16 protein-coding genes are annotated in these 18,552 nt (G+C 35.5%); 14 read left to right on the top strand and 2 right to left on the bottom strand.

The window, feature by feature from the left end:
- Positions 1-94 precede the first annotated feature (94 nt).
- The 8 genes from ACIQ4I_RS16075 to ACIQ4I_RS16040 all read left to right on the top strand — a co-directional run bounded on the left by ACIQ4I_RS16075 (position 95) and on the right by ACIQ4I_RS16040 (position 9,144).
- The gene (locus ACIQ4I_RS16075) at positions 95-1,057 is read left to right on the top strand and encodes a YncE family protein (protein WP_403097816.1); all 963 of its coding nucleotides are present in this window, start codon (positions 95-97) and stop codon (positions 1,055-1,057) included.
- Positions 1,054-1,737: a response regulator transcription factor gene (locus ACIQ4I_RS16070; RefSeq protein WP_403097814.1), complete on the top strand. Its 684-nt coding sequence runs from the start codon at positions 1,054-1,056 to the stop codon at positions 1,735-1,737. The genes ACIQ4I_RS16075 and ACIQ4I_RS16070 overlap by 4 nt, the downstream gene beginning before the upstream one ends.
- Positions 1,734-3,125, top strand: a complete 1,392-nt coding sequence (locus ACIQ4I_RS16065; protein WP_403097811.1) for a HAMP domain-containing sensor histidine kinase — start codon at positions 1,734-1,736, stop codon at positions 3,123-3,125. The genes ACIQ4I_RS16070 and ACIQ4I_RS16065 overlap by 4 nt, the downstream gene beginning before the upstream one ends.
- 3 nt (positions 3,126-3,128) lie before the next feature.
- The gene (locus ACIQ4I_RS16060) at positions 3,129-3,614 is read left to right on the top strand and encodes a FixH family protein (protein WP_403097809.1); all 486 of its coding nucleotides are present in this window, start codon (positions 3,129-3,131) and stop codon (positions 3,612-3,614) included.
- A 112-nt stretch (positions 3,615-3,726) separates the two neighbouring features.
- Entirely contained in the window at positions 3,727-4,296 is a 570-nt protein-coding gene (locus ACIQ4I_RS16055) for a TetR/AcrR family transcriptional regulator (protein WP_403097806.1), read from the top strand.
- Positions 4,297-4,365: 69 nt separating this feature from the next.
- Positions 4,366-6,837 carry a YhgE/Pip family protein gene (locus tag ACIQ4I_RS16050; protein ID WP_403097803.1) on the top strand — a complete coding sequence of 824 codons (2,472 nt, stop codon included), beginning with the start codon at positions 4,366-4,368 and terminating at the stop codon, positions 6,835-6,837.
- Positions 6,838-7,259: 422 nt separating this feature from the next.
- On the top strand, positions 7,260-8,096 hold the full coding sequence (locus tag ACIQ4I_RS16045) for a VOC family protein (protein WP_403097801.1): 837 nt from the start codon (positions 7,260-7,262) through the stop codon (positions 8,094-8,096).
- A 13-nt stretch (positions 8,097-8,109) separates the two neighbouring features.
- Positions 8,110-9,144, top strand: coding sequence for an LLM class flavin-dependent oxidoreductase (locus ACIQ4I_RS16040; protein WP_403097799.1), 1,035 nt, complete (start codon positions 8,110-8,112; stop codon positions 9,142-9,144).
- Between the two features lie 424 nt (positions 9,145-9,568).
- Here ACIQ4I_RS16040 and yhfH read toward each other — a convergent pair whose 3' ends face one another.
- Complete coding sequence (yhfH, locus tag ACIQ4I_RS16035) at positions 9,569-9,694, bottom strand: protein YhfH (protein ID WP_397539902.1); 126 nt, start codon at positions 9,692-9,694, stop codon at positions 9,569-9,571.
- 139 nt (positions 9,695-9,833) lie between these two features.
- On the opposite strand from yhfH, the gene lplA reads away from it, so the two are divergent.
- The 6 genes from lplA (at position 9,834) to ACIQ4I_RS16005 (ending at position 16,948) form a co-directional block, all read left to right on the top strand.
- Entirely contained in the window at positions 9,834-10,826 is a 993-nt protein-coding gene (gene lplA / locus ACIQ4I_RS16030; RefSeq protein WP_403097796.1) for a lipoate--protein ligase, read from the top strand.
- A 42-nt stretch (positions 10,827-10,868) separates the two neighbouring features.
- Entirely contained in the window at positions 10,869-11,573 is a 705-nt protein-coding gene (locus ACIQ4I_RS16025) for a response regulator transcription factor (protein ID WP_403097794.1), read from the top strand.
- Positions 11,574-11,576: 3 nt separating this feature from the next.
- Positions 11,577-12,566 (top strand): sensor histidine kinase, encoded by a 990-nt coding sequence (locus ACIQ4I_RS16020; protein WP_403097792.1) that lies wholly within the window; start codon positions 11,577-11,579, stop codon positions 12,564-12,566.
- A 20-nt stretch (positions 12,567-12,586) separates the two neighbouring features.
- Complete coding sequence (locus ACIQ4I_RS16015) at positions 12,587-13,360, top strand: ABC transporter ATP-binding protein (protein WP_397539897.1); 774 nt, start codon at positions 12,587-12,589, stop codon at positions 13,358-13,360.
- Entirely contained in the window at positions 13,332-15,269 is a 1,938-nt protein-coding gene (locus tag ACIQ4I_RS16010; protein WP_403097789.1) for an ABC transporter permease, read from the top strand. The genes ACIQ4I_RS16015 and ACIQ4I_RS16010 overlap by 29 nt, the downstream gene beginning before the upstream one ends.
- Before the next feature lie 122 nt (positions 15,270-15,391).
- Complete coding sequence (locus ACIQ4I_RS16005) at positions 15,392-16,948, top strand: fatty acid--CoA ligase family protein (protein WP_403097787.1); 1,557 nt, start codon at positions 15,392-15,394, stop codon at positions 16,946-16,948.
- Between the two features lie 101 nt (positions 16,949-17,049).
- Here ACIQ4I_RS16005 and ACIQ4I_RS16000 read toward each other — a convergent pair whose 3' ends face one another.
- Positions 17,050-18,399 (bottom strand): amino acid permease, encoded by a 1,350-nt coding sequence (locus ACIQ4I_RS16000; protein ID WP_403097785.1) that lies wholly within the window; start codon positions 18,397-18,399, stop codon positions 17,050-17,052.
- Between the last annotated feature and the right edge of the window lie 153 nt (positions 18,400-18,552).

The following is an 18,552-nucleotide window of genomic DNA, read 5'->3' as shown; positions in this document are numbered from 1 at the left end:
CAATAAGTCAAATCAAATTGTTCACAATCTGCCCAATTGTACTTCATTTATTTTTCACAAATTCACAGTAAAATAAGATAAGGGGGTGATGCTTGTGAGATGGCAAAAGTTTTGGATGATCTTTCTTTTGAGTTTTGCAATTATTTTGGGAGGTTGCGGGAAGACGGCTTACCCTTCCATTCCGAAGAATCAAGATTTTATCGCATCGGTTAATATACAAGCACCATCTATCAGTTTTATCAACGAACAAGGTAAAGTGTTCGAAACTTGGAAACTAGATGAAGGATATACGGGTGCTACTTTGATTAACCAGCAGCAAATATTGTTATATGGATTTCAGCTCAAAAAAGCAACTGTTTATAATTTAACAACGGGTAAGCAGGAATTTTCCATAGATACTGGAGTGGGTGTTACAAATGCTATCTATGATAAAGTACATAAACAAATCTATCTAGCTAATGGTAAAACCAATCGTATAACTGCTTATAACGAACAAGGAAAGTTAATGGCTAAACAAAAAGTCGGCAATTATCCCATGTCAATGTTGATTCATAATGGTCAGCTAATTGTAGTGAATTATAAAGATACAAAGCTCTCCATTTTGCAAACGAAGAGTTTAAAACCACTTAAGGAATGGCCAATTGAAAAGTCATCTAACGGAATGGTCGTGGTAAAGGATGATCAGCTTTGGCTTGGCGGTCATGGGGAAGGTATAAAACCAAATTCAACAGTTGATATATTTGACCTTAATACAGGGAAGAAAATATCTCAAATAAAGCTACCTATGATGCCAGTTGGACTTGTGAAAAGTGATAATCGTGTTTATGTGATCAGCCATGGCGAAAGTACAATTTCTGAAGTGACCTTGGATGGGAAAGTAAAACGTGAACTAGAGGTTGGAGCTAATCCGTTTACGTTGAATCTATTTAAACACTATGTCGTAGTTGCAGGCTATGATGACCATCACTTATATTTTTTACAAAATGGGAAGATAGCTAAAACAATTAATGTTGGGAAGGGTCCATTCCAATTGCTAGTAAGGGAGACAGAAGAATGACGACAATACTTATTGTAGATGATGAACAAGATATGAGAAATCTGATCAATGTTATGTTACGCCAATCAGGATTTCAAACACTCCAAGCAAATGGTGGACTTGAAGCAATTAAATCACTAATAGAGCATCAAGTAGACTTGATTATTTTGGATATTATGATGCCTCATATGAATGGATTTGAAGTGTGTACGGAAATTAGAAAAACATCAGATGTACCCATTATTTTCCTAACTGCAAGGGATGCCAATGAGGACAAAGTAAAAGGATTAACAATTGGTGCTGATGATTATGTTGTAAAACCATTTACTTCAAATGAATTAGTAGCACGCATTCAAGCTGTACTAAGGAGAATCAGAGGCGAAGTCGTAGAAGTCACAAACAAACTGCTCGTAAAAGATTCAATTGAGTTAGATGAAATTTCTCGAAAAGTATATGTATCTGGCAAAGTCATTCCATTAACATTAAAGGAATTTGAGCTATTACATTTATTTATGGACAATGAAAATGTTGTCTATACGAGGGAACAGTTATTAGAAACAATTTGGAGTTTACATTACAGTGGTGGTACTAGAACAGTAGATACACATATTAAAACATTGAGATTAAAACTAGGTCATGAGGCTGGGCAATTTATACACACAGTTTGGGGACTAGGCTATCGTTTCGAGGTTTCGAAATGACGAAATTATCTACAAGAATTTGGATAATAATTGTAGCATTTTTGGCTATCACTGTATTATTCATGTATGTTCTTACAAATTTCCTTTATGAAGGACTTTATGTAAAAGATGCTGAAAATTCAATGGTTGAAATTGGTGAAAAGTTGTCAACAATGTATGATGGTGGAAAAGTAACCGATGATTTTATCAACAAAATTGACCACTATAATTCCTATTCAAATGTCAATGTATTTGCGGTTCGGAATCCTAGGGAGTTAAGTGCTTGCGTACCATTTGATATCGATTATGATACATTGATTGGGCCAGATGAAAGAGAGCAACTTTTAAAAGGAAAGACGATTACAAAAAAAGGGTATGAAAAGCGCTTTGATCGTCAAGTGATTTCAGCTATCATCCCTTTAACAGATCATAATCGATTAGAAGGAATTATCTATATTTATTTTCCTCTTGCTAAAATAACAGAAATGGCTTCAAAAGAAGTCTTTATTTTATTAGGTAGTGCAGCAATTTTCATATTTTTAATTGGTTTTGGAGTATTTAAAGGAATAAAACATATTATGAAACCATTAAAAGATTTACAAAATGCAGCAGAAAAAATGGCAGTGGGTGATTATGAAACGCGCGTTGAAGTGAATTCTAAAGATGAAATTGGTCAGCTTGCTCAAACCTTTAATAAGATGGCGACATCGATTCAGCAAGAAGACGAGGAGCAAAAGCTATTCTTGGCTACAGTTTCCCATGAATTACGGACACCGATTAGTTATGTAAAAGGCTATGGTGAGGCATTAGAACGTGGTTATATCGAAGAGTCACAAAGACAAGAAACGTTAGCTTTAATCGTACGTGAAGCAAATCGCTTGGAAAAATTGACGAATGAACTTCTACAATTATCAAGAGCTGTCAATCAAACAGATACTGTTACTTTATATCCCTTACCATTAGCTGAAACAATTCGCGAAGTGGTTCATATCACAGAGCAACAAGTGAATCAAAAGGCAATCAATTTACGTACAGACATAGATGAAGAAATTATCATAAATGCTGATGAAGAAAAAGTACAGCAAATTTTGATCAATTTAATTGAAAATGCTCTTCGATATTCAGAAGAAAAGACAGAGATTATTATGAGTGCCAAAAGAGAAGGGAATCTTGCTATCATTACCATACAAGACCATGGCATTGGAATTCCAGAAGAAGACATGCCACATATTGCCGAAAGATTTTATCGAGTCAATAAAGCACGTAGTAGAAGTGATGGTGGTAGTGGCTTAGGGCTTTCTATCGTAGATCAACTCGTAAAATATCATAAAGGAACTTGGTATATTACTAGCGAATTAGGTATTGGAACAATCGTAACGATACAAATACCATTAATAGAGGAGTTATAAATTATGAAGAAAATGTTAATTAGTCTAGCGTTAATCGCAGTTGTACTGGCGGGCTGTAATAATGCAGATACTTCAAAAACAGACAATTCTACTTCACATAATGAAGGAACTGCAGTTGAAGTAAAAGTAGATATCCAAACACCCGAAAAAGTAGAAGCAGGAAAAGACGTAGATTTAATTGCTCACGTTACGCAAGGTGGCAAGAATGTAAATGATGCAGATGAAGTGAAATTTGAAGTATGGGAATCAGGAAATCGTGATCATGGTCAAATGATGGAGGGGAAATTGGATAAGGAGGGTATATATAAAGCTACAACTAAATTTGCTCATGATGGGGTTTACTATATATATGCACATACTACTGCACGTGGTTTACACACAATGCCAAAACAAAAAATTGTAGTAGGAAATCCTGATATGAGCAAAGTAAAAGAAGATAAAGATGATGGAAGCATGGGAATGGATGATTCTTCTGCAGACGATCATTAATTTTTTTCTAAAATGACTTGAAACTAAATAATTATAAGTGTAAAATAAATGACCAGATGACCAAAAGTGTTTTCTGGTCATTTTTGAAGGAAGAAAGTAGGTGAGAAACAAGATGGATCGGAGACAAGAAATTCTAGAAGCAGCTTCCAAATCCTTTTCTCTTTTTGGATACAAAGCAACAACAATGGATCAAGTGGCGAAAATTGCAAATGTAGGGAAAGGTACAATTTATACTTTTTTTGAAAATAAAGAAATACTTTTTCAGGAGATTGTCGTTAAAATGATTTCGGAAATGAAATTGACAGCAGAAGAAGAAATTTCACCAGAACGTCCATTTCAAGAAAATGCACATAATGTTTTAATGAAAATTTTGCAGTTTAGAGAAGTACATCAACTCTATGCAAAATTGGTAGAAGAAGAAAAAGAACTGCGAACACCAACTGTAAAGATGATGTTAGTTCGTATAGAAAAAGAAATTGTTTCTTATATTGCTGAGAAAATAGATATAGCCGTTGGGAAAAAAGAACTACGTCCATGCGATTCTGAATTAGTGGCATATCTTTTATTTAAAGCGTATATTGGATTTGTAGCTGACTGGGGTGCTACACATGATTCGGAATTATCTGAAGAGAAGATCGTAGCATTGTTTCGAGATACTATTTTCAGAGGTCTCTTACCGTGAGACTCTTTTTTTTCAGGAAAATGACCGAATGAGGAAATCAGTCAATTGGTTTTTGAGGAGGAAAAATTTGTGATTAAAGCAGAATGGAGTAAGATTTTTCATTCTAGAAAAGTTCTGGTTGCTATAATTGCCGTTTTATTTGTCCCTGTTATGTATGCAGGTATGTTTCTTTGGGCATTTTGGGATCCTTATTCACAATTAGAGGACCTGCCAGTGGCGATCGTTAATAATGATGAAGGCGCTACTATTGAAGGCAAGGAAGAACAATTCGGCAAAGAACTAGTCGATAATTTGATAGAGAGTAAAGAATTTAAGTTTACTGAAACATCAGAAGCTCAAGGAAATAAAGGATTAAAAAATCGCGATTACTATTTGGAACTTGTGATTCCAAAAGATTTTTCAAAAAATGCAGCTTCAATTTTAGAAGATGACCCTGAACAAATGAAAATTATTTATAAACCGAATGAAGGTTTTAACTTCTTAGGGGGACAAATTGGTAGTTCAGCGGTGGAATTAGTTCGTAAAGAAGTAAACAAACAAGTTTCAGCTACTTATGCCAAAACACTATATGCTAATATTAAAAAAATGGGCAATGGTTTTGGAGATGCAGCAGACGGTGCTGGCAAATTAGAAAAAGGTGCAGGTGAACTTGGTAAAGGTGCTAATCAATTAAATGATGGTATCCAGTCTGCCAAAGGCGGTGCAACACAATTATCTGAAGGTGCCAAATCCGCAGCAGTTGGCTCTAATGATTTGAAAAATGGTATTGATTCAGCAGCAAGTGGTGCCAACCAATTAAATAATGGTGCCAAATCCGCAGCAAGTGGATCGACTGAATTAAAAAGTGGTATAGATTCAGCAAAAGATGGATCAAGCCAATTACAAAGTGGATCATCAGATCTTAAAAAGGGAACTGAATCCTTAGTTTCAGGATTAGAAGGTAACACATCGAATATCAATTCTTTAAATAATGGTGCACAAAAAATAAATGATGGTGTTGGTACATTAAGCTCAGGGTTATCACAATTAGCTCCTGGTGCACAAAATGTTTCAAATGGTGTTTCACAACTTGTTACAGGTTTAGGAGAAATGCCGTCACAAATTTCATCACTACAAACTGGAGTAACTAATCTTAACAATGGTGCATCAGACTTAACAAAAGGAACAGAATCACTTGCTGCAGGTACAAAACAATTAATCGCTCAAATAAAAGCGATGAATCTGCCAGCAGATCAAGAAAAAACGCTACTTGAAACTGCAACTGCGATTGATACAGGTGCTTCTAACGTAAATGCAGGTGCAACTAAGTTAAGCGCAGGTACGACACAACTTAATAACAACGTTGCAGGCATTAAAGCACCAACAACAAACGATTTAACGGCATTAAAACAAGGTGCTGCACAAGTTTCATCTGGTTTAGATAAGATGAACAAATCTGTCAGCAGCGAATTAGCTCCAGGAACAAAACAATTAGCAGCGGGTACAGATAAACTTGCTTCTAATTGGAGCACTTCAATTGCAGGTGCAAAAAAATTAGATGCTGGTGCTGGTCAACTAAATACTGGTATCACTTCTCTTAATAATGGACTTGGTCAATTGCAAGCAGGATCAGGAAAGTTAGTAAGTGGTTTAGGAACATTAAGTAATGGTACACAATCACTTGTAAGTGGTATGGGTCAATTACAAACAGGATCAGGTCAATTAGCAAGTGGCTTAGGGACATTAAGTAATGGTACGCAATCACTCGTAAGTGGAGCAGTACAACTTGCAGATGGCTCACAACAACTTGCAGATGGTACAACTGAATTGAAAGATGGAGCAGGTACATTGCAATCAAACCTTGCAGATGCACATAAGACTGCTTCAAGTGTAAATGCAACACAAAAAACATATGATATGGTCGGTGAACCAGTTGATGTTGAAAAACAAGAAGTCAACAAAGTACCAAACTACGGTACAGGTTTTGCTCCATACTTCATCTCACTTGGCTTATTTGTTGGGGCATTACTGATTTCAATTGTTTTCCCATTAGTAGAACCAGCCATTAAACCTAAAAATGGTTTCGCATGGTTTGCAAGTAAGACAGTTGTATTAGCAGTAGTTGGTTTAATCCAATCCTTAATTGTTGTAGCAATTGCTGTGTTTGGTTTGAAAATTGAAATTGCCAATGTTGGAGCATTTATATTAATGACATTGATCTCAAGTTATGTATTTATAGCTTTAGTTCAAATGCTCGTTACAATATTAGGGGATCCAGGACGTTTCTTAGCGATTATTATCCTTATTCTTCAATTAACAACAAGTGCAGGTACATTCCCATTAGAATTAGTACCAAAAGCATTGCATATTTTCAATCCAATTTTACCAATGACATATTCAGTACAAGGCTTTAAAGCAACTATTTCAACAGGAGACATGGGCTTCTTCGGATTTAATAGTGGAATCTTATTGATATACATGGTGGTCTTCTTGGCGATCACATGTGGATACTTTGCTTTGCTATTTGCAAAACGTTATTCAAAAGAAGAAGCTGCAGAGTAAGAAAATAAATTAGCATTTTAATTTGAGATTGGATATTCTTCTGATCTCAGGCTGTAGATAAACTCAAGAGATTTTGAGTTTGTCTACAGCTTTTTTTTACGCTAAAAAGACCGTCGATTTCCACTGCGGGCGGACGCTTTCCGTGGGCGGGGCCGAGCCGCTTCCTTCGCGTTGCTCAGTCCAGGGTCTCGACTGTCCCGCTTTTCCCACTGAAGTCGCCGCCCTCCGTTCCAATCAACTGGATGCGTAAACAAAAAATACAATTTACTCTAACTATAGAATCTATCATCCTCTTTTTCTTCTAGCCGTTATTTTATCTAAGTTAATGCATATGTCTTTTGGAAAACAAGTTACTTGACATAATTTAATAACTAAAATATAGTAAGTTACGAAAAGTAAGTTAATAGAAAAGAGGGACTGTCATGAAGTATCATGAAAAACCTAATATGTATGTGAAACATGTTGAAATAAAAGTAGCAGATTTAGACCGTTCTATAAAATATTATACAGAGATAATTGGATTTCAAATTTTACAGCAAACAGTAGACCGTGTAACTTTCACAACAGATGGTCAATCAAGCATTTTATCAATTATTCAACCAGAAGGTGCATATCAATCGCCTCAAAAAACAACAGGTCTATATCATTTTGCTATTCTTCTACCTAGTCGTAAAGAATTGGCGAATATTGTTAAGCATCTACAACAAAGAGGTATCTATTTTGGAGCATCCGATCATGATGTGAGTGAAGCACTTTATTTAAGCGATCCGGACAACAATGGTATTGAAATTTATGCAGACCGTGTACCTGAAGAATGGACATGGAATGGTAACCAAGTATTTATGAAAACAGAACCTTTGGATTTTAAAGATTTAATGCAAAGTGAACAGGGTGAATGGAGAGGGCTACCCGCTAATACTGTGATGGGACATATTCATTTACATGTAGGAAATCTCGAAAAAGCAAAAGAATTTTACTCAGCATTAGGCTATCAAGTAGTGCTAAAATACGGCAGACAAGCACTATTTATCTCTACTGGGGATTATCACCATCATATCGGATTAAATACATGGAATGGCGAAGGTGCACCAAAGCCCGCTGAAAAGCAAGTCGGTTTGCAAAGCTTTACAGTGCAATTAGATGAACGTGATGAAGATATCATGAAACGATTAACTACAATAGGTGCATCAGTTGAAAAAATAGAAAATGGTTTTATTACAGTTGATCCATTTGGCAATCGTATAATTGTTGAAAAATAAGGAGTAGAAGACAATGGAATTTGGCGTATACACATTAGCTGATATCGGCCCAAACCCATACACTGGTCAAACTGTATCGGCAAAGGAACGAATTAATGAAGTAATGGCAGCAGCAAAATTAGCTGATGAACTAGGGCTACAAATATTTGGCGTTGGAGAGCATCACCGTTTAGATTATGCTGTTTCATCTGTACCGGTTGTGTTAAGTGCGATTGCTCAACAAACAAAGAATATTCATCTAACAAGTACTACAACAGTATTAAGTACAGTTGATCCTGTTCGATTATATGAAGATTTTGCGACATTGGATTTACTATCAGATGGACGTGCAGAAATAATTGCAGGAAGAGGAGCGTTTATCGAATCCTTCCCATTATTCGGATATAACATAGAACAGTACAATGAGTTATTCGAAGAGCATCTGGAGCTATGGCTACGATTAAATAAGGAAGAACGATTAAGTTGGCATGGTAATTTACGGGCGCCGCTAAAAAATGCAGAAATTTCCCCTCGTGCATCAACAGTGATCCCAACATGGATAGGTGTTGGCGGTACACCAGAGAGTGCGATGAGAGCCGGACGCTTTGGTATGGGTTTAGCACTTGCAATACTTGGTGGAGATCCACATTACTTTGTTCCGCTGGTAGAAGCGTATAAACGTGAATTTATCGCAGCAGGACATCCGAAAGAGCAATATAAAGTAGCTGTTACTGGTCATGGTTACTTTACAGAACATGGTCAGAAAGCTAGAGATGAGTTTTATGGATACTACAAGAACTATTGGGGCTACGTTAATAAGCAACGTGGTATGACTTTCCGTTTGGATCGTGAAGGTTTTGAAAAAATGACAGGTCCTAATACAGCTTTATTTGTCGGAAGCCCAGATGAGGTTGTTGAGAAGATTTTGAAGCAACACGAACTACTTGGTCATACGAGATTTTTGGCACAGTTAGATATTGGAGGTCAACCGTTTGAAACAGTTGCGCACTCTATTGAACTATTAGCAACAAAAATCATGCCTAAAGTCAATCAATATATTAAAGATTAATGAATCAATTTCATAATGCATTATTCATATAAAATATACGAACATTTAATGATATCCAATTTTGGAAATTGTGGAGCGAAAGAAGGCGACTCCTACGGGAAAAGCTTGAACTGAAAGCCCCGCAGGAACGTAGTGACGAGGAGATTGAAGCCAAGCCCGTGGAAAGCGCCGTCTGTAGCGGAACATCCCAATATTGAAAAGTTAATGTGTTGAAATGTTCGTATTAAAAAAAACAAAATGGAATTATGAAATTGACTCAAATAAATAAAAAAAGCGTAAAGAGTTGTTCAGGCTCTTTACGCTTTTTACGTAAGCGATTTACTTATAAGTTCATCTTCTGCGGTTCAGACAAAAGACGAGGAAGTGAGTTACTAAACGTTTTTGGGGAAGCGTTTAGTACGTAATATAAAAGACTAGTAAAAGATTAAAGAGTGTTGCAATGTTCACAAGTGTTTGTATAGCACTCGCTTTGTTCTTCAATTTTTTCGCCACATTCTACACAGTGTTTATCTGGTAAGTTCTTAAAAAATTCAACAACGTTTTCTAACATTGAAAATCTCCTCCTTATCAATACTGTTATATTACTGTTTTGTTATTATGTATTGTATTATAACACAGATGTTTGTGTCAATACAAAAGTTTAAAATTAAGTTAAAATAATTTATGACAATATATAAGGAGTGAAAAGTATGTATTTTATTGATAACAAAGGAATTAATGATCCACGCATTAACTTAGCGATAGAGGAATATGCGTTAAAAACAATGAATGTTGAAAAAGATTCTTTTTTACTGTTTTATATTAATCAGCCTTCAATTATTATTGGAAGAAACCAAAATACAATTGAAGAAATTAACACAGACTACGTGGAAGAGAATGGTGTTATCGTAGTGCGTCGATTATCTGGTGGTGGAGCTGTGTATCATGATTTAGGCAATTTAAACTTTAGCTTTTTGACAAAGGATGACGGTGAGTCATTTCAAAATTTTAAAAAGTTCACACAACCTGTCGTAGATGCTATGAAAAAATTAGGTATTGATTCGGAATTATCTGGTCGTAATGATATCCTTGCAGAAGGACGTAAAATCTCTGGAAATGCAATGTTCTCAACAAAAGGCCGCATGTTCAGTCACGGAACACTCATGTATAATTGCAATATAGATGCTGTTGTATCAGCGCTAAAAGTGAAGAAAGAAAAAATTGAATCCAAAGGTATAAAATCAGTCCGCTCTCGTGTTGCTAATATTGTAGATTTTATGGAAAACCCAATCTCAGTAGAGGAATTCAGAATGGAGATTTTAAAATCCATTTTTGGCGGCGAAGAAAACATTCAATATTACGAACTGACAGAAGAAGATTGGAAAAATATATATAAACTATCTGAAGAACGCTATCAACAATGGGATTGGAACTATGGTCAATCACCGAAATTCAATATTCAACGTACAAAAAAATTCTCTTCTGGATTTATTGATTTACGTTTAGAAGTAAACAAAGGTATCATGGAAGAAGTTCATATTTTCGGCGACTTCTTTGGTGTCGGAGATATGGAAGATATCGAAAATGTACTAAATGGAAAAAAATATGAACCACATACAATTTCGGATGCCTTAGAAGGCATTGATATTCCAAAATACTTTGGTGGCGTTTCAAAAGAAGACTTTTTAAAACTTATTTATTAATTTTTTTGTGCGAATGCACCTATAAGATGGAGGGGAGACTAAATGAATACACATCGAATATTAATCGTAGAAGATGATTTGAAAATTGCTACATTATTAGCAGATACGCTACGTAAGTATCACTATGATGTAATAGCAGTTGAATCTTTTGACAATATACTTGATGACTTTAAAGCGTTCAATCCTCATCTTGTTTTGCTTGATATTAACTTGCCTTCATTTGATGGTTATTATTGGTGTCGTCAGCTAAGGCAGCTGACGACCTGTCCAATAATATTTATCTCAGCAAGATCAGGCGAGATGGATCAAATTTTTGCTTTAGAGAATGGTGGCGATGATTTTATCACAAAGCCATTTAACTATGAAATCGTCTTAGCGAAGATCAAAAGCCACTTACGCAGGTCCTATGGAGAATATGCAACAAAGCAAGAAGAAAGAACGATCAAGCAAGGCCAGCTAAAGCTATTTTTAGAACGCATGGAATTACAAACGAAGAATGCAGAAATACCTCTTCAGAAAAAAGAATGTATTATTTTGGAGTTATTAATGGGACAAGCTCCAAAAGTTGTATCAAGAGAGAAGCTATTGGAAGAATTATGGGATGATCAAGCTTTTGTAGACGAAAACACACTGAATGTAAATATGACGCGAGTGCGCAAAAAGCTTTCGGATTATCATGTTCAATCGACTATTGAAACGGTACGTGGAGCTGGATATCGCTTTGTTCTATGTGAAGAGGAGCAATAACGAATGGAGTCTATAAAACTATTTGTAAAAGATCATTTTGGCTATATATTCTTTGATATATTGCTTGTACTATTTATCCTCTTAATATATCGGTTAGATGGCTTTCGCAATATGGACACAGCTATATATTCCATTATTATTTCACTCGTACTAACAGTAACCTTTTTATGTGCGCGTTATATAATGCGACAATCATTCTATAAAAAAGTACTTCAACTGCCTAACAAAATGGAAGATGTATTACAACATAATGCGAAAACCCCAGAACATATTGCAACAGAAACATATATTCATGAACTTTATAAAATTTATCAATTAGAAGCACAAGCATTGTATGCGCAGCAAAATCGCCATCTTCAATTTATGAATCAATGGGTACATCAGATGAAAACGCCGATTAGCGTTTTGGAATTGCTTTTACAAGAAGATGGTGAGCTAGATAAGGTCAGTGTTCAAGAAGAAGTGGACCGTTTGAAGCATGGGCTTGAAACCGTTTTGATGAATGCGCGTCTAGATACTTTTGAAGAGGATATGAAAATTGAGCAAGTAGCATTACGTCCGTTAGTTAGCTCATTAGTGAATGAAAATAAACGATTATTTATAACGAATCATGTGTACCCTAATATTGATATCGCAGAGGATTGCATCGTACCAACCGATCCAAAATGGATAAAGTTTATTATCGGTCAATTCATCACCAATGCAGTGAAATATACTTTCGAAGATGGTAAGAAATTGTATTTATCTGCGACAATTAAGGATTCGCAAATTATTCTAACTATTAGAGATGAGGGGATAGGGATCCCTCCATCCGATTTGAAACGTGTTACAAAAGCGTTCTTTACGGGTGAAAATGGACGTAAAACAGGTGAGTCTACTGGAATGGGCTTATATTTAGCAAAAGAGGTTTGCGATAAGCTTGGTCATCAATTGAAAATTGACTCTGAAGTAGGTAGAGGTACATCGATTCAAGTGTACTTCCAGCATTCGTAAAAGAATTGAGGTAATCGTATATGTCGATTTTGAAAATCCAAGACGTAACAAAAGTATACGAAGGAAAAGTTACGCATCGTGCGGTCAATCAACTAAGCTTCGAAGTAGAAAAAGGTGAGTTTCTAGCAGTGATGGGGCCATCGGGAAGTGGGAAGACAACACTTCTTAATATGATTTCCACTATTGATACACCAACATCAGGTGAGATTATCGTAAATGATGTAAAGCCTCATGACTTAAAGAAAAACGACTTAGCTTATTTTAGAAGACGTCAACTAGGCTTTGTATTTCAAGATTTCAATTTGTTACAAATGTTAACGGTTGAAGAAAATATCGTATTACCCTTAACGCTTGATGACCAAGACCTTGAAACAATGCAAACTCGGTTAAAGGACGTTACGAAGCAATTATGTATAGAAAATATCCTTGATAAACGTCCAAATGAGATTTCTGGTGGACAAGCTCAAAAAACAGCGATTGGACGTGCCATTATTCATAAACCATCATTGTTGTTAGCAGACGAACCAACAGGAAATTTAGATTCCAATTCATCAAAAGATGTGCTAGAACTTCTAGGGCGTATTAATAAGCAAGATAACACAACGATTGTTATGGTAACACATGATCCGATTGCAGCTAGTTATTGTGATCGTGTGTTGTTTATTAAAGACGGAGAATATTTTAATGAAATTTATAAAGATAATCACCGCCAAACATTTTTTCAAGCCATTTTAAATGTGTTGAGCCTACTGGGAGGTCATGTCGGTGACTTTTCGACAGTTCGCTTTCCGTAACGTAATCAGAAATACCCGTGTCTATGCGGCTTTTTTCTTATCAAGTGTGTCATCTGTTATGGTGTTTTTTATTTATTCCATGTTAATGTTTCATCCAAAAGTTGAGGATGAATTTTTACGCGAGATTGCCTTTCAAGGAATGTTTTTAGCAGAAGTTATTCTTGTCCTATTCACATTGTTTTTCTTGTTTTACTCTATGCGAGCTTTTTTAGAAGCGCGTTCGAAGGAATTTGGTATATTACTGCATTTAGGTATGGAGAAAAGACAACTCAATAAGCTTATATTGTTTGAAACGATGATTATAGGGTTTGCTTCGATTATTGTCGGAATCGTTTTCGGATATGCATTTTCAAAGTTTTTCTTTATGATTGTACGAGAAATTTTACAAATTGATAGTCTACCTCTCTATTTTTCATGGAAGCCATTTGCATTGACAATTGGCACTTTTACTAGTCTATTTATCATTATTTCATTAATCAGTGTAATGTTTATCAAGGATACTAATTTAGTAAATTTATTGCGTGGTTATTGGCGAAATGAACTAATTGCAAAGTATTCTGTGTGGAAAGGGATTACAGGTCTTCTCTTTTTAGCTGCTGCGTATGTGATGGCCTCAAATATTCAAAAGGAATATCTTGTTATTTTCGCAACTTTGACACCGCCATTTGCAATAATAGGGACATATCTGTTTTTTACAGATTCCGTACCATTTATAATATCTCGTATTCGAAAACATAAAAAATGGTATTGGCATAAATATCATATTGTTTCAATGGCCAAGATTTCTTCTATTATGCGAGAAAATGCAAGAATGTTCTTTATCTCTTGCATGGTATCAACATTAGCTTTTTTAGCCATTGGTACATTGAGTTCTATGTCTACTTTTACGCATCAATATCACCAATTGAATCCATTGGGATTGGTCTATTCAAGTAAATTAAACAATCCTTATGAAAAAGAACATATTACAGGATTAATAGATGAATTACAGGAGAAAGGGCTTAGTTATCATCTCAATAAATTTGATATCAAGCGTCAAACTTCTTCCAACACAAAAAAGCCTGTTAAAATTATTACTCAGTCTGATATAAACAGATTAGCACTTGTTTTTGGATATCCAGTAGTTCGTTTAAAACCGGGAGAAGCGATGTTTTTACCATATTCAGAGGATTCCATAAATGAACTTCAATATAAAAAAGTAGAAACCATTTTACAAGAAAATAGTGTTCCACTTTATATCGATAAAGTGTATCCAAAGGTACTATTTTCACCAACAGAGCTTGGTACTAACGTTATTGTTGTTAGTGATGAGGATTTTCGTTTGATCAAAGAGCCTATGATAGGTGCGAATGCAAAGCAGTCTACCAACCACATATTTGTATTCTATGTGCCACAATGGACGGAAACAAAAGATATTGGTACAAATTTAGATGCAATTATGACAGAAGCATATATGACTAACCACGAAAATGATTTGCCTTTTTACTTTGAAAATCCAGGGCTAGATTATTCATTCTTACGTTCGACGTTTGCCTTGTTATTATTTATCGGTTTATTGGCTGCGACAGTCTTTTTCCTTGCTTCAGGTAGTTTCATATACTTCAAACTATACACCGGGCTTGAAGAAGATAAAAAGCAATTTGATGCATTACGTAGAATGGGTATAACAGATAAAGAATTACGTAAGATTGTTAATAGTCAGTTAATACCACAGTTCTTTTTGCCGTGGGGACTAGCGATGTTCCATAGTACATTTGCTTTTATGGCGCTCCAAGTGTTCTGGAAAGGAATTGCAGATTTATCTATACTAAAAGAAACATTCCTCGTACTAGCAGCAATTACAAGTGTGCAACTATGTTATTTCTATTTAATACGTTGGCGTTACTTATCACATATTCGTGCAATATGATTTAAATACAACAGATGGCTAAAAATGGCTGTCTGTTGTTTTATTTTTCTGAATTCTATATAATAGATTTGGATGGGGAATGAATCACTATTCATTATATTCTTACAAAAGGGGATGGGGAGATGAATTTAGTATCAGCGGTTTATAAGACATCTACAGAACAAGCAGAAAAAGTAGCGTATCATTTTGGGGGAAAAGATACGACCTACGCAGAATTTGAAGATTCAGTTTCTAGATTGGCATCAGCATTAAAGGGATTAGGGGTAGAAAAGGGGGATCATGTAGCGTTCTTATTGGGCAATACACCTCATTTTATCATTTCTTTATATGCAACAATGCGAATTGGAGCAACGGCTATACCTGTCAACCCTCTTTATACACCAGACGAAATTACATATATTTTACGTAATGGTGATGTTAAAGCAGTGATTGCCTTAGATGCCTTACTTCCATTAGTAGAAGCATGTGTACAGGTATTTCCTGATGTTCACTCGTATGTCGTTTGCGAAACAAAACCTGATACAGTCGAGAAAATGCAAGCGCTACCACAAAGTGTAAAAGAAAAAGTATATTCGTTTACACAATTGCTTGCAAAATCTGAACCAAATGTAAAACCAGACGAAATAGATGATGATGAGACAGCAATTATATTGTACACATCAGGCACCACAGGCCATCCAAAAGGTGCAATGTTAACGCATAAGAACCTATATTCAAATGCGCGAGATATTTCTGATTACCTACAATTTAATTCGAAGGATCGAGTGATTACAACATTACCTGTATTTCACGTATTTGCTTTAACAGTGGTTGTAAATGCACCATTGTTAACATCAGCTCAACTAATCATTGTACCTAGCTTTAGCCCAAAAGAAATTTTTAGAATTGGTAGAGAATTTCAACCAACTGTTTTTGCAGGTGTTCCCACAATGTACAATTTCTTGTATCAATTTTCTGAAGGGGATCCTGATGATTTAAAATCATTGCGTTTAGCTATTTCAGGAGGATCTTCTATGCCAGTGGCATTACTTCATAATTTTGAAGAGAAGTTTAAAGTTCAAGTGTCAGAAGGTTATGGGCTATCAGAAGCTTCGCCGGTTACTTGTTTTAACCCATTAGACCGTGGGAGAAAAGCTGGATCAATTGGTACGAACATTGTGAACGTGGAAAACAAAGTGTTTAACGAGTTTGGAGAAGAGGTACCTGTAGGTGAAGTTGGGGAGCTTGTAGTAAAAGGTCCTAACGTTATGAAGGGGTACTATAAAATGCCTGAAGAAACGGCAGTAACAATTCGTGATGGGTGGCTATATACAGGGGATTTAGCTCGAATGGATGAGGAAGGCTATTTCTTCATTGTGGATCGTAAAAAAGATATGATTATTGTAGGCGGCTTTAATGTATACCCACGTGAAGTTGAAGAAGTATTTTATTCCAATCCAGGTGTTCTAGAAGCAGCAGTTGTTGGCATTCCTGATCCAAACCTTGGTGAGGAAGTATTGGCATATGTTGTATTGAAAGACAAATCGATTACTGTAGATAATTTGCATGAATTTTGTAAAAAACACTTAGTAAAATATAAATGTCCAAAAGAAATTATATTACTTGATGAAATACCAAAGAATACTACTGGTAAGATTTTGCGCCGTAATTTGAAAGACCAGGCTCTTTCTCGCACATAAATTGAAAGTTTTATAGAAAAGGAGATGTCCACTTGAACATCCCCTTTTTTTGTATGCAAAAAAATGCCTATCCACCTTTTGTTTGGTGAATAGACATTTTATCATTTTTTATATTTTGTAAAATATAAAATAACTAACGCTAGTATCCAAATTGGACCAACAATTAATGCAATTTGTGTATCTGGGAAAGTTCCCATAAGGGCAATTACTAAAAGAAGGAATGCCATTGCCAAGTATGAGCCAAACGGATACCAAAATGCTTTATAAGTAAGCTTAGAAACTTGAGTTTTAGATAAAGATTTACGGAATTTGAGTTGACTAATTAAAATAATCATCCAAGTCCATATAGCACCAAATGTAGAGATACTTGTTAACCAAGTAAATACTTTTTCTGCTACAAAGTAGTTTAATACGACACCTATTAAAAGTACAAATGTAGATGCTAGAATTGCTACTGTTGGTACTCCACCTCGTCCAACCTTTTTAAAGATAGCAGGAGCTTGATTTTGTTCAGCTAGGTTAAATAACATACGGCCTGTACTAAAAATACCACTATTACAGCTTGATAGAGCGGCAGTTAGAACGACAAAGTTGATAATACCTGCTGCATAACGCAATCCTACTTGATTGAACATTAACACAAATGGACTATTGTCGGGATTGATTTCATTCCATGGATAAATGGACATAATAACCGTTAATGCGCCAATATAGAAGATTAAAATTCTCCATAGCACAGTATCGATTGCATGAGGAATTACTTTTTTTGGATTTTTTGCTTCACCTGCAGTAATCCCGATCATTTCGACCCCTAGATATGCAAACATAACAATCGGTAATGACATGAATATACCTTTAATACCATTTGGCATAAACCCGCCATGACTCCATAAATTACTAAAGCCAACAGCTATACCATCATTACCTATTCCAAATAAGATAATCCCTAAACCAATGATAATCATTGCAATTATTGCGAAGATTTTGATGAAAGCAAACCAAAATTCAAATTCTCCAAATGTTTTTACTGCAATTAAGTTGACAATCGTCATAATAACAAGTGCAGCGAGTGCCCACAACCATTTAGGTGAACCAGGAAACCATAATTGCATGTATATTCCGACAGCTGTAATTTCAGCCATACATGTCACAATCCACAAAAACCAATAGTTCCATCCGGTTATAAATCCCGCAAGTGGTCCTATATAGTCTTTGGCATAGCGACTAAAGGATCCGGCGACAGGATTTTCAACCGCCATTTCACCAAGTGCACGCATAATAATGAAAATTACGATACCACCAAGGGCATAAGCGATTAAAATAGCAGGACCAGCTAATTGAATAGCGCCTGCAGAACCTAGAAATAAACCGACTCCTATGGCAGCACCGAGCGACATTAGCGTGATATGTCGCGACTCCAAACCACGTTGGAGCTGTTGTTTTTTGTTCATAAATAAAACTCCTTCGATGCTATAAAATTGTAACTTCATAATCGTACCACAAAATCCAAATAATAAAAATGGACATGTGGTACTAAATGAAAGAAATATTCTGAATGATTGTTTAATATTATAAATGATAACATTTTACGTTATATATATGCA

The organism is Rummeliibacillus sp. NPDC094406 (assembly GCF_044763875.1).
GTDB lineage: Bacteria > Bacillota > Bacilli > Bacillales_A > Planococcaceae > Rummeliibacillus.
Note: the sequence above shows the minus strand (reverse complement) of the source record. Positions and strands in the feature narration are given on the sequence as shown.

Excerpts from the sequence above, each read along its gene's own strand:
- ACIQ4I_RS16070 (WP_403097814.1), top strand. The coding sequence starts at position 1,054 with ATGACGACAATACTTATTGTAGATGATGAACAAGATATGAGAAATCTG.
- ACIQ4I_RS16065 (WP_403097811.1), top strand. The coding sequence starts at position 1,734 with ATGACGAAATTATCTACAAGAATTTGGATAATAATTGTAGCATTTTTG.
- ACIQ4I_RS16060 (WP_403097809.1), top strand. The coding sequence starts at position 3,129 with ATGAAGAAAATGTTAATTAGTCTAGCGTTAATCGCAGTTGTACTGGCG.
- ACIQ4I_RS16055 (WP_403097806.1), top strand. The coding sequence starts at position 3,727 with ATGGATCGGAGACAAGAAATTCTAGAAGCAGCTTCCAAATCCTTTTCT.
- ACIQ4I_RS16045 (WP_403097801.1), top strand. The coding sequence starts at position 7,260 with ATGAAGTATCATGAAAAACCTAATATGTATGTGAAACATGTTGAAATA.
- ACIQ4I_RS16040 (WP_403097799.1), top strand. The coding sequence starts at position 8,110 with ATGGAATTTGGCGTATACACATTAGCTGATATCGGCCCAAACCCATAC.
- yhfH (WP_397539902.1), bottom strand. The coding sequence starts at position 9,694 with ATGTTAGAAAACGTTGTTGAATTTTTTAAGAACTTACCAGATAAACAC.
- lplA (WP_403097796.1), top strand. The coding sequence starts at position 9,834 with ATGTATTTTATTGATAACAAAGGAATTAATGATCCACGCATTAACTTA.
- ACIQ4I_RS16025 (WP_403097794.1), top strand. The coding sequence starts at position 10,869 with ATGAATACACATCGAATATTAATCGTAGAAGATGATTTGAAAATTGCT.
- ACIQ4I_RS16020 (WP_403097792.1), top strand. The coding sequence starts at position 11,577 with ATGGAGTCTATAAAACTATTTGTAAAAGATCATTTTGGCTATATATTC.
- ACIQ4I_RS16015 (WP_397539897.1), top strand. The coding sequence starts at position 12,587 with ATGTCGATTTTGAAAATCCAAGACGTAACAAAAGTATACGAAGGAAAA.
- ACIQ4I_RS16005 (WP_403097787.1), top strand. The coding sequence starts at position 15,392 with ATGAATTTAGTATCAGCGGTTTATAAGACATCTACAGAACAAGCAGAA.
- ACIQ4I_RS16000 (WP_403097785.1), bottom strand. The coding sequence starts at position 18,399 with ATGAACAAAAAACAACAGCTCCAACGTGGTTTGGAGTCGCGACATATC.